Here is a 12,492-nt window from a genome sequence, read left to right as displayed (position 1 = left end):
CCGATATGTTAAAATATCGTTTTGACGAAACCGCGCTGCGCATCGAAGAATCCGCCAATGAGAACGACGTAGAGTTCCGTATCGCGATCGTGTCGGACCATTCTCCGATGCTCGAAGGACTCAAGCGGGTGCGGCAGGAATTCGACGAGAATCGCGTGTATACGGACGTGTTGTTCTACCATTATCCGAATCACGAATATAAAGTAATCGTTCGCAAAGACTATTACGTGGACTTCGTGCTTGAGCTGATGAAGCAGCGCGTGCTGCGAAGCGTGGAGTGGGCCGACTAAAGCGGAATGACGCGGCCGGTCAAGGCATGGATCGTGAGGTTCAGCGGCGACTGGCCGGATCGTTGAAAAGTTACGGCGTATACGAGCGGGATGCCGGCGCGGTCGGGGAGGTAATAAGGACGAACCTCGGCACGGCCGGCATCTGCGCGTCCGATGCCGGCCCCGGCCGCTGCGATGCGCAAGGCTTCCACTTGGCTGACGGCGGCATGACGCGGCCTGTTGAGGGTCGCTTTCGCCAGATTCGGGTGTATTCGTCCTTCTACGCGCCGAATGATTCCTGCTTTATCGATATCGATTCGCAGCTCGTCTCCCCATACGGGCGTCTTGTAAAGCAGATGGACCAGCCGCACACGGACAATCGACGCCGACGGTTCGCCGATCTCCGCCACCAGTATCGTGGAATGGGGACTTTGAATGCCGTATATTCGCTTGGCCTTGTTCGCGAATTCAAGCGCAATCCACGCCGGCGTATGCTTGGAGGGCTTGGACAATGCGCCGGTGAGCAGGGCTGGCGTATGCGTGCGGTCGTCCATTCGGATCTCCAGTGGCGTCCCGCCGCCGGCGGACAAACGCTTGAGCGCGGCATAAGGATCCGCGTCCGCGACGGCGATCGGGGCAGGGAAATATCCAAACAACACACAGGCGGCCAACGCCGCGAGGATTCGATACATGTTGATCCTCCCATCCATATTTATTCCCATTGTCGGTCAAAATGGATGAAGGTATTCAAATTCACGGGAGGACTTGAATGGAACAGCAAGCGGTTTGGGCAATCGGCATTTTTCTAGTGATCTATGCGCTTATTATCTCGGAGAAGATACACCGGACGATCGTCGCCATGATCGGCGGTCTGCTCATGGTCGTCCTCGGCATCGTCGATCAGGAGACGGCGATCCATCATATCGACTTCAACACGCTAGGCTTGCTTATCGGTATGATGATCATCGTGAGCACGACGGCCGACACGGGCATGTTCAAGTACATCGCTGTTTTGGCTGCCAAAAAGGCGAAGGGCGAGCCGATCCGCATTCTCGTCCTGCTGTCGTTAATAACGGCGGCATGCTCCGCGTTTTTGGACAACGTGACGACGGTGCTGCTCATCGTGCCCGTGACCTTCAGCATCACGCGGCAGCTGCGCGTCAATCCGGCGCCTTTCCTGCTCACGCAGATTATCGCATCCAACGTCGGCGGGACTGCAACCCTCATCGGCGACCCGCCCAATATTATGATCGGCAGCGCCGTCCCGGAGCTTACGTTTATGGCCTTTATCGAGAATTTGGCGCCTGTCGCCATCTTGGTCATGGCCGCTTACGTGCCGCTCTTCATCTGGATGTTCCGCAAAAAAATCCGGACGACCGACGAGCTGAAGCGCGGCATCATGGAGATGAGCGAGAAGGAGCTCCTCACCGATCCGAAGCTGCTGCGCAAATGTCTCGCCGTACTCGGGCTGACGCTGCTGGGCTTTTTCACCCACCAGATGCTCCATCTCGAGTCCGCGACCGTCGCCCTTGCCGGCGCTTTTCTCCTGCTGCTGCTCACGGGCGAGCATAAGCTGGAGCAGGCGCTGACCAAAGTCGAATGGATGACCATCTTCTTCTTCGTCGGCCTGTTCGTGCTCGTATCCGGGCTCGTCGAGACGGGAGTCATCGCCGAGCTGGCAAAGCGGGCGGTCGATCTTACCGGTGGCGACCTGGTCGCGACTTCGATGCTCATCCTGTGGCTGAGCGCGATCGCCTCCGCTTTTATCGACAATATTCCGTTCGTGGCGACGATGATCCCGATGATTCAGGAGATGGGCACGATGGGCGTGAGCAACCTCGAGCCGCTCTGGTGGAGTCTGGCGCTGGGCGCTTGTCTCGGCGGCAACGGCACGCTCATCGGCGCGAGCGCCAACCTGATCGTGGCCGGCATGGCAGGTAAGGAAGGACATCCGATTCGGTTCGTGCAATACCTGAAGGTCGGCCTCCCGCTGATGCTGCTGTCCGTGGTGATCGCGAGCGTGTATGTGTATTTACGATATTTGATCTAGCATCGGGGAGGCTGCCCTGTGAAGCGTACCGACAAATACGTCCTCTATTTGCTCTATCTCGTTCTGTTTAGCGTCCCGATGGTCGCGACTTTTTACGCGGCGGACGGGGTGGATCATCATCTGTACGTGTCCTTGATCGTGATCTTGACGAGCATCGGATTCCGGTATCGGCAGGATATCAGGCGAGAAGACTACGCGTTGCATAAAAACGCCGGACGAATGTGGCATAGAAGCTTCATCTGGGAGCTGATTCTGATTCCCGTCGTCTTAGGGCTGCTGCTAGGCGTGCTGGAAGGGGGAGCGATGGCGCAGCGAGGCATGGTTCTCGGCTTTTCCATATCGGTTGGACGTCTGCTGTTTGAAACGGGAGAGCGACTCTACCTCCGCAGGATCGTGAAGCGCACGTCGCAAGTCGGCTGAGCCGCTAGGATAGCTTTTGCAGCTTAAAAGTAAACTTCCATGTCGCAGTCTCGCCAGAATAGCGGCCTCGGTTTTCCGTCACGACCACGCTTAACGCCTTGTTTGTCGTCTTCGCGATCGATGAAGCTTTGACGGAAGCCGTGGCCTCGCCGTCTTCGGGGATCTTGTCTTGCTCCTCCGCATAAGCGTTCAAATGGATCGTTTCGGAGGCTTTGAGCGTCAAGGTAAGGGAGGAACCTGCCGATACTTCCTTCCCGTTTATCTTAGCGGCGGTCAGCCACTCATTTCCCACGTGATTGTTTTCGACCAGCTTGACCGACACGACCGTTACCTTGATCTTGACCGACTTTTCCGCGGCATAAATGGGTTGAGCGAGCATTATGAGCATGAGCGACAGCGCCGTCACGAGCTTCATATGCTTCGGCATAGAGCGTGCTTCCCTCCGTATCGAACGAATAAGTGTGGTGTCGTTATTACTTGGGCCGTAAGAGCACAAACATCAGCATGTATAGGATAAACGCAACAAGCCCTAAGGCGATGTTTCCTGCCCATCCAATATGGTAAACGACGAACGTCGTATCGTGATAAGCAAAGTCGCCAGTATCGTTCGTGCTTAAAATTCGCGATGCGGCAGCGAGCAGCAGATGAACCAGCGCCGGGAACGCGACCGCGATTCCCGCGCCAAACAGCCACGCACGCGCGGTCATCCAGGTTCACACCCTTCCAGAGATTGCAGAACAAATGTCGCCAGCGCTTCTTTTTCCGCTTCGGGAATCCCCTCGCACAGGCGGGCTGCGGCGACGGGCGGCATCCAGCGTTCGATCTGCTCGCGCGTCGTGCCGGTCTGATTCGCATATGAGAGCAGGTACCCGTCGAGCAGCTCGGCACGCATGTCGGCCAGCCATTCGGCGACTCCGGCCGGCGCGTCGTCCGGCAAGCTCCCGTATCGGAGCAGCAGCGCGGTTCGGGCCGCATCGCCCGCCGGATGTCCGCTCATCCCCGTCATCCAGTCGATGATCCATTCCTGATTGCCCCACATAATATTGTCGGGATGAAAATCGCCATGGCAAAGGCGGTCGTCATCGGGCAGATCTCGCAGCATCCGCGCCAAGCGCTTCTTTACCTCGTCGCTCAACAGGGGCGCGCGCGCAATCCGATCCTGGAGACTGCTTTTCTGGTCGGGCAATCCCGGTACCGCTATGCGGTGAATCTGACTGTGAAGCTGCGCCATTCGCGCGGACTCCCGCTCTACGCTATCGTCGCGGCGCGCGAGCGCTGCGAGCATCGTGCCGCCGTCGATCTTCTCGAATACGATTCCGTGCCTGTCGTCATGCCGTACGCGGGCCAGCGCCATTGGCGTCCGGATGCCTGCGCGGCAGGCTGCCTGGCTGATCCGGTATTCTGCCTCCACCTGCGGCTCGGGCATGCCCGGCAGGTACAGCTTGAGAACGCGCTGCTCGCCATACTCGTAAATCTCGGCCGTTCTTCCGGCGCCGATGCGCGTACCGTACATGCCAAGTCTCCTCTATGTTTATCTATACGGATCATATTTTTAATAAGGAGGTTCGTCAATACCGTAGCGGACGCTTCTTAAGTTGCAAGCTGGCGGCTGCGACCTGCATGCGGCCCGCGCTCGCAGCCTGCGGGACTCACGAACGAGCCGGATCATGCCGAGGACTTGCAGCCTGCGATGTTTCTCGAGATGCCGGCAAAGCGATAACTGTTGGACAGCAGTTAATCGGCGTGCTGATCGGCTGCGGAGAGCGCAACAACGCCAAGCCCGCGGGCCTGGCGTTGTTCACGGCTTATATCTCGCATATCTGTCCCCTCGCGCATCGTCGGGCGATGCGCAAGGGGAGCGCGCACAGGGATGGCGTCGCCGCATCGCACCTCGCAGCCGAGCCGCCCCGGAGAAGTTGGCGCCGATTGTCGTGCGTTCAGGCGTTCGGGAAGCTTAATTTTGATCCTCGATCAAACCTGCCCCATCCAAAAGGCGATACAGGATGACGGCGGCTTCGCCTCGCGTGATATTTGCCTTTGGCACGAGCGTGGACGCGGTGCGCCCCTTCAGCCAGCCATCCGTGACCGCCGCCCGCATACCTGGAATCGCCCACGCTGCTATGGAAGCGGCGTCCTTGTATCCGGACATCCAGTCGTCGCCGTTAGCGCCTTCTTCCTCGGAGGGCCGGATCGAGGCTCGGTAGACAATGGTGGCAAGCTCCTCGCGGGTCATCGGATCGTTCGGCCGGAATCGGCTCCCCGCTCCTTGAACGAGGCCGAGGCGGCTGGCCAGCTTGACGTCGGCCGCATACCACGAATCGTTCCGCACATCCGCGAATTCGATGCCATCGGCGCCTGCTTGCGGTTCCTCAAGCTTGCCGGAAGCTCGCAGCAGCGAGAGCAGCAGCTTCACCGCCTCCGCGCGCGTCAACTGCCGGTTCGGCTCGAACCGACCCGGGGCAACGCCCGACAGCAAGCCGCGGCTCGCCAGCACCTCCACCTCCGGACGGCTCCAATGACCTTGCGCATCCGCGAACGAGATGTCGCGCAGGAAGACGGCGTACGCGCCCCACTCGGATACCTCCGCCCGAACCGTCGAGGCGCCGACGTCCACGACGCCGCCGACATAGACCCAGTTCGCGGGATTAGCCGGGTCCTGCCGATACACGCCCAATTTGCGCGCATCTTGGCCTTTCAGAAGTGCGGGATCGTACTTGATCTGCAGTACTGTCGGCTTCGCAGGCGCAGCAGCGGATTGATCCAAGGTCAGCGAGAACGCGGGACTGAGCGGGATCAAGCCCGATGCGTGCGGGTACGAGCCGATCGGCAGATGCTTGATTTTCAGCTTGCGCGGCTCCTTGTAGACGCCGGCCGGGTAGGTGAGCCGCAGCGTGCCCTCGAACAGCGAATGCTCGCCCTTCGAAGCGTCCAGGTCGATCTCGGTCAGCATGGGATCCGCCGGATCGCCGTCTCCGCCATGGCCTCCCGGATTCCCCCCGGGATTCCCGCCCGGCTCCGAAGTGCCGCTCGCGATGACGCCGGCCGAGCCGTTCAGCCGCTGGTCGAACGAACGCAGCATGATCTCATAGGATTTGCTGGCATCAAGCCCCGTCAAGCGGATCCGCTGCTCGCCTTTGGCCGCATACGACGCATGGCCGAACTCCGATTCCCCTTTGACTCTGTAGGATACCTCCACGTGGCGGAGGTCCGCATCGGCGGGGTCTGTCCAGGCAACGCTCAACTGGTCGTTCGCCCATTGGGCCGAAACGTTCGCGGGCTCGCCCGGAGGCGTCGTATCCACTTGCAGTGCAGCCGCGTCCTTCGTCCGCACGGTCGCGGCAATGCCGGCCGATTCCGCGCCGTTAAAGTCCAACGTGGTCAATCGCAGCGCGTAATCCGTTCCCGGGCAAAGCCCGGTGAACGACGCGCTGCTGCGGTCCGCGCCGATCTCCGCGGCAATCGGCTCGCAGCCAGAACGGCCTTGCGGCGTGGCGGTCAGCCGATACAGCTTGGCATCGGCGCTGCCTTGCCTGTTCCATTCCGCCAGCAGCTCGCGCTGACCGGCGATCGCCTTCAAACCGCTTGCCGCTTCCTGTACGGGGGTATCGGCGGGCAGTACGGTCAGATCAAATGCCCGTTCCATATCCATCCCTACATGCGCGTAGGTTTGAACGTGCGCCAGTACGCGCATTCGGTAGGTTTCCCCCGCAGCCGCCGGTTCGTCAAGCACGAAACGGAAGCTGCGGGCAAGCGTCTGACCGGCCTCGTCCGTCTGCGGATCGACGGCTTCGATACGGCCGTTCACCTGATCCCCTGCGGCATTTTCCATGATAATGCCGCCGGATATGACCGTATCCGCGACCATGTATTTGCTGAACGCAAGGCCGATCGGCTTGCCGACCACAGCTTGACCTGCAGCCGGAACCGGGGCATCCAGCGACACCATGGCGACGTTGACGTCAAAGTGAGGCGGCAGAACGGTCAGATCCTCGCTTTGCGCAGGCAGGTAACCGTCCTTGGAGAATAGGACTCGCCACTTGCCCTCCGGCACGTCCCAACCGTACTTGCCCTGCGCGTCGGTGACGAGCGGGTTGGTCTGGCCGTACCAGTCGGCATCCCATTCCTTCCAATCGCCCGCATGCGACAGATCTTCCTGAAGCAGCGTAGCCGTCACGCCTTCGATCCGGTTGCCGGATACGGCTTCATAGACATAACCGCTCGGGTCCCAGATCCATACCGGATCGGCCACCTTTTTCTGCGGCTCTTCCTCTTTCTCTTCCTTCTTTTTACAGCGATCGATCGCGCCGGCTTCAGCCATCTTGTCGCGCCATTTCTTGTTGTCCTCGAATTCTTTTTTCAAGTCGTCCAGACGCTTGTTCCAATTGCTCATGACGGCGTCGTTGATCGCGGTCATATACAAACCGGCGGAGCCCGTCACCCATGCAGGCAGCTTGGACAAGGCAACTCCCGCCACGAGCCCGATGCCGGTGATGGCGTTTTTGACGACGAGGCCGGAGCTGGCCATATCGAACAGCAATTCGGTCTGGTCGACGAAATACTTGACACTCGGCGCATGACATTCGTTCTGAACGACATAGTCCTGGAACTGCAGCAGCTGGTCGGAATAGTCCATAAAATCCATCGTGTCGCTGACATAGCTTTTCAGACCGCCTAGAATGCCTAACGCCGTATTGAACTTCTCCGCCTTCGGGAAGGCGACGGCGAGCGTGATGCCGAGGTAGTCGGTCGACAGCGGGTCTCCCGGGTCTGCGAGCGACTGCAGCTTGGGCGAAAAAGCGGCCAGCTCGCGCAGTTGATCATTCGTCAAGGCGGCGCGGGAAATGCTGCCCTTCACGGTCAGTACGCCCGTCGAGTCCAGGGTCGGCTCGAAGCCGCGGTACGGAACGGGATCGCCCCCGAGCCGCTCTGCCTTAAGGCTCATTCGGACATGCGCTTCGGTATGGTCTTTGTCCGGAAACACGACCTTGTACGTCGGCGTATACGCCGCTTCGGGATCCGGCCCGTCCGTACTTGGATTCAAGACGTCGCCCTGTACGGGTCCCCCGTCGGCGGCCAAGGCGGCTTGCTGAGCCTCCCATTGTTCCGCGGTCGGTTCCTCCGTTCTTGCCTGGATAGCCGCGGGCGCCGTGTCGTAGCTCACGAACACGCCTGTTCCCAGATTATACTGGGGAACGATGACCGCCTGGAATTGCCCGGGTTCGCTCTCCGTCAATTCAGCCGTCAGGTTGCCGATCTTGACCGTCGGATTGCTGATCCGTTCCGCATGCGAAATGCGCATATCGATGAAGATCGACTGGCCGGGTACGATAACGAACGGAAAGCGGGCTATACCGTCTGCAGGGCTGAATGTGGCTGCGCGTCCGCCATCCTGGCGCATCGACATCTCGACGACGGCCGGCGCATCGGGATCGAATTCCACAAGCGCCGGGCGCGATTCCGCATAGCCGGTCTCCTCTTCGACGCCGGCGGTCAGACGGTAGGCGCCTTGCTGCCGCCAGACGAGATCGGACGCCCTGTCCGGCAGTTCAATCTTGGCAAACCACAGGCCTCCTGCAGTCGCCTGCGCACTGCCGACAAGCGCCCGGTCGGCATAGACAAGCACCCGCTTGCCGGCGGGGGCCCGTCCGCTGACCGTGAACGACCGCTGGCTCGCCGTCTCCGGCGCCTCCAGCGTAATATCGGCGGTGCGGACGTAGGCCGAACCGATCGTCTCTTGGTTCGTGCCGACCCCCGACGGCTTGCCGTAGCGGATGAAAACCTGGTGCAGCGTCTCATCCGGGACCGCTTCGTCGAGAGAGATCCGATAGGACAACGTCCCTTGCGCGCCCGGCTCCAGACGGCCCAGCGCGATCGCGTATGTCCCGCCGCCTTCATCGGTCGCGGCGACCTGCGTCCGGTTCAGCATCACGCTGCCCGCCAGCAGAGAAGTTCCGGCCGGAACGGAGACGATCAATGCGGCATTGTCGACCGCCACGGTTCCGTCAAGCCGATAGGCGGCCTGCAAGGACGCCGTGCCGCTCGGCGCCGCGCGGAGATCGTCCTGCGCGTATCCGTTGCCGGGCTTTTCCGCGAACCGCAAGGTGTCGGCAGTGAGCGTAACGGGGGGAAGGCGCACCCACTGATCTTGCGCGGCTGCGCCATCCAATTGATAGGCAAGCCCGCCATTGTCTTTAATGTTCAGACGATACTGACCCGCATAAGGCATCGTAAGAAGATATTCGCCCTTGTCGTTGAAGATCAGGCTTTTCCCGGAGCGCCAATATTCGCTTTCGTTTTCGCGCCATTGGAAGAAGCCGTAGGTCGTGGCCGTGTAATTGACGACTTTGCCCGACAGCCTCGCCGCTTCCTTCAGCACAAGCGTCGCCACGGCTTCCCTGGCGTCGTTCAACGTCACTTGCGCGCAAGCGCCGCTTAGTCCCGCCTCCTGCCCGGAGGCGCATACTTCGAGCGTATCGCCCGGCGTGCCATACACAGGTATGCCGCGTTCGTCGACGGCATTCAGGCGGTAGCCTTGCGCGGCGTTAAGCGCCTTGACTTGCAGGCTGTAGTGGACGGCCGCCCGCCAGTCCGTGATGGCGACCGGCTCCACGCTCCCGTCGATATGCCTTACCTTAACGTCCAGCTTGATCCGGCCGAAGCCTTGATCGCTGAGCGGAATATTCAGCGTGTCCGTTCGTCCTTCCCGCAGCGTCACCGGATGCTGCTGGCTTAGATACAGCGGCGCTTCCGTTCGTTCGCCCACCGCCGCGTACTCGCCAGCCGGCGCCCGCAGCTCATAGTGGCCTTGCGCGTCCGTTACGGTCTTGCCGAGGATGCCGCCATAATTCGCCAGCAGCTTGACGGTCACGCCGGCAACCGGCTTGCCGCCAACGAGCGCCGTTCCTTCCAGCGTCCCGAAGTCGAGATTGACCAGCTTGATCTCGTGTTCCTGACCACCCGCCTTCAGCGTAACCTTTTGCGGAGCAGGCGATTGATAGGGAGCGGGAGCGGTCAGCTTGATCTGGACCTCCTGTCCGGAGAAGTAGCTGCCCGCAATCGCGAGCCGTCCGTCTCCGGCCGTTTTGCCGCCGTAAAGCAATTCGCCGCCGTCAGCGCCGCGGACTTCCACCTGCACATTCGCAACCGGATTGCTTCTTTCGTCAATCGCTGCGACGACAAGCTGCGCGGCAGCGACGACAGCGACGGACAGCTCGCTTTGTTCCCCCGCCCTCACTGCGATGCCGGTCATCTCCTTGAGCAGCCGTCCATCGGCGTCGACCACGCGCAGCGTATAGTCGGACGCCGCTCTCGCCGCGATTACGGCATCCAGCTTATCCGAAAATGCAGTCGACCCGCCAAGCTTGGCAGTCGGGCTCCACAAACTCACGCGAGCGCCCTTCAGCTGGGCGGCGTCCGCCGTGGTCAGCTTCACCTTCAGCGCGCCCGCGACTTCCACCGGTACGCCGTCGGCTGTCTTCCCATTCTCGGGTTTGTCCTTCGGTTGCACGCGCACGGACACGATCTCGCGCGCGCCGGCCGGCACCGTCCAGTCCGCCCGGTACGCGCGCGGCTCATCGGCGGCGGCGACAAGCGGCACAGTGGCGGTAAGGCTGTCGTCCTGCCCCGCTAACTTGTAGGCAATGTTCGCTTGCAGCTGCAGATTCGGCTGCGCCAGGGCGCGAATGATCACCGGGCCGTTCATCGGAACGGCGCCGTTCACCTGCTGCGGCAGCTCGATGCTCGCTTTTGTCACCGCATCCCCGGGCGGCGGCGTGTCCGAGCAGGAGGCCAGGCATACGTAGCGAAGGTGAATGCCCTGCGGTTCGCTCGAAACCTCTTCGTTATCCGGATTCGGATAACGTTCATATGCAAAAACGCCTCTCGTTCCGTCCTCGCTCAGACTGAGCGAGCTGTCGGCCAGAGGCCTGCCGACATAACGGTACGTATTCTCCTCGCGAATATCGTACCGTACGTAAGCGCGCGATCGATAAGGCTCCGCCGGGGAATAAATGTCTGCGTTGTGCAGCTTGACATAGACAAAATTCCCGTCGCCCGTCAGCTTCGGGCCATCCATTGAAATGTTGTTGATGGTGCCCAGATGCCAGATCTCCGCGGACTGGCTGCGGTCGTACACGCCGATGCGGACCTTGCGTCGGTTGTATTCGTTCAGATAGCTGATTTTACTGCCGTCCGCGGACAAAGAAGGCCAGGTAAAGGTGCCGGAGTCGGTCTCTTCGTCCACGATCTCGAGGTGCGTCACGGCGTGCATGTCATATAGGTAAAGCCGGCTGCGGTCTGCGCCGCTGTCGTCCTTGTCCGGCACGTATTCCCACGCCTCTGATACGAACGCGACATAGCGCCCGTCCGCGCTGATCGCGGGCTGAAGGCTGTCATCCTGCGCCTGCCCGCCGTCGGTGGTCAGGCTGATCCGGCGGAGCCGCTCGGCTTCGGGCAGCGCGAAGTCGTACAGGAAAACGTCCTTCACTTCGTTCGTATCTCCCTGAACAAGGTCGGTCGAGGAGGAGTCGAACACCAGCTTGCCCCCGTCTCCGCTTATACCGACGGTTTCGAAGCCGGTCGGGCCCGGCAGAGCGACCAATTGACTGGTGCCCGCAACCGTGTCGAAGCGATACAGTCCGTACCCCTTATCGTAGCTTCCCTTCGGGTAAGCGATATATCTGCCGTCGCCGCTGATCGCGAGCGCCGGGCCCGCTCCGCCCATATCGGAGGCGGCGTCGTCCAGGCGCACGATGCTCCCGTTCCCCGCCTGGCGATACAGATACAAGCCGGTCTTGCCGTCCGCGGAGCCGGGAAGCTGCGGGTCCTGGCCGCTCGCCATGAAGACGACCGCGGAGCCGTCCGCGCTGATCGTCTCCTCGTACAGGCCGAGCTCGAGGCCGGAGAGGATCGGCCGTTCGTTCTTATGATCGGTCGCTGCCGTGAACAAGAAATACTCGCTTTCGCCCGTCTCGTCGTAGACATCGAGTCTGTAGTCCGCAAAGCTCGCCTCAGGTAAGCCCGCATGCAGGAAATAGAAATCGTCCTTCGTTTCCTTGAGGGTCACCCACGCGCCCCCAACCTTCCATTTTAGCGCATAGTGGTCGACCCCCTCCGCCGGAATCCGCTGATTCGGATCATTGGGATCGGGAATCGTCAACGCGTCCCAACGAATCTCGATTTCATCGGAGGCCGCCAACTCCCATCGGAAATGGACTTCGCCCTGGCTCCAGTCCCTCGCGGCGGAGACGCCGAGCGCCGGGCCCGTCTCTTCATGCGGAAGACCGTCGCCGCTTGGCGGCGCAACCATCTCGGCGACCTTCACCGTATGATTAATTGATTGTTCAGCCAGGCCAGCCGTTCGCGACAGCCCCGACCGATTCAGCGCCGAACTGTCCGCCTCCAGCGCCTCCGGCGCGGCCGACAATGGATTCAAGTTTCCGTTGAGCAGAAGCGATAGTGCAAAGATAACAACCGTAAGGGTCCGCATCTTCCTCCATGCCCGTCCCATTGCATCTTCCTCCTCCTAGGATACCGACACGTATCGCAGTATTCCTGCCATCATCTCATGGACGGCTCGGCGTACGTCAGGATCGACGTACCCAAACTTGGCATGACGCGGTCATGACCTGTTGTCATAAAAGTCATAGGCACGGCGCGTTGGGGGCGGGCCGGCGTCAGGAAACGGCTTCATCGAATCGCCCTGCGGGCAAGCCGGACCGCGATCGGTTAAAATAAGTAAAAACGGACGGCGAG

The 12,492-nt window shown here is 60.9% G+C and carries 8 protein-coding genes; 3 read left to right on the top strand and 5 right to left on the bottom strand.

Annotated features, from left to right (window positions below; translation table 11 throughout):
• Positions 1–5 precede the first annotated feature (5 nt).
• Positions 6–290, top strand: coding sequence for a hypothetical protein (locus KB449_RS30470; protein ID WP_282911955.1), 285 nt, complete (start codon positions 6–8; stop codon positions 288–290).
• On the opposite strand, the gene KB449_RS30465 is transcribed toward KB449_RS30470, so the two are convergent.
• Positions 287–961, bottom strand: a complete 675-nt coding sequence (locus KB449_RS30465; protein WP_282911954.1) for a hypothetical protein — start codon at positions 959–961, stop codon at positions 287–289. The genes KB449_RS30470 and KB449_RS30465 overlap by 4 nt on opposite strands.
• 77 nt (positions 962–1,038) lie before the next feature.
• Between KB449_RS30465 and KB449_RS30460 the strand changes: the two genes are divergently transcribed.
• Both KB449_RS30460 and KB449_RS30455 read left to right on the top strand, forming a co-directional pair.
• A complete protein-coding gene (locus KB449_RS30460) occupies positions 1,039–2,319 on the top strand; it encodes an ArsB/NhaD family transporter (RefSeq protein ID WP_282911953.1) in 1,281 nt (426 codons plus the stop codon).
• Between the two features lie 18 nt (positions 2,320–2,337).
• The gene (locus KB449_RS30455; protein ID WP_282911952.1) at positions 2,338–2,739 is read left to right on the top strand and encodes a hypothetical protein; all 402 of its coding nucleotides are present in this window, start codon (positions 2,338–2,340) and stop codon (positions 2,737–2,739) included.
• Between the two features lie 4 nt (positions 2,740–2,743).
• Here KB449_RS30455 and KB449_RS30450 read toward each other — a convergent pair whose 3' ends face one another.
• The 4 genes from KB449_RS30450 to KB449_RS30435 all read right to left on the bottom strand — a co-directional run bounded on the left by KB449_RS30450 (position 2,744) and on the right by KB449_RS30435 (position 12,247).
• Positions 2,744–3,166, bottom strand: coding sequence for a hypothetical protein (locus KB449_RS30450; protein ID WP_282911951.1), 423 nt, complete (start codon positions 3,164–3,166; stop codon positions 2,744–2,746).
• A 46-nt stretch (positions 3,167–3,212) separates the two neighbouring features.
• On the bottom strand, positions 3,213–3,446 hold the full coding sequence (locus KB449_RS30445; RefSeq protein ID WP_282911950.1) for a hypothetical protein: 234 nt from the start codon (positions 3,444–3,446) through the stop codon (positions 3,213–3,215).
• The gene (locus KB449_RS30440; protein ID WP_282911949.1) at positions 3,443–4,252 is read right to left on the bottom strand and encodes a phosphotransferase family protein; all 810 of its coding nucleotides are present in this window, start codon (positions 4,250–4,252) and stop codon (positions 3,443–3,445) included. The genes KB449_RS30445 and KB449_RS30440 overlap by 4 nt, the downstream gene beginning before the upstream one ends.
• Positions 4,253–4,693: 441 nt before the next feature.
• Positions 4,694–12,247, bottom strand: coding sequence for an S-layer homology domain-containing protein (locus KB449_RS30435; RefSeq protein ID WP_282911948.1), 7,554 nt, complete (start codon positions 12,245–12,247; stop codon positions 4,694–4,696).
• Positions 12,248–12,492: the final 245 nt, after the last annotated feature.

This window comes from Cohnella hashimotonis, assembly GCF_030014955.1.
Taxonomy (GTDB): Bacteria; Bacillota; Bacilli; order Paenibacillales; family Paenibacillaceae; genus Cohnella; species Cohnella hashimotonis.
Note: the sequence above shows the minus strand (reverse complement) of the source record. Positions and strands in the feature narration are given on the sequence as shown.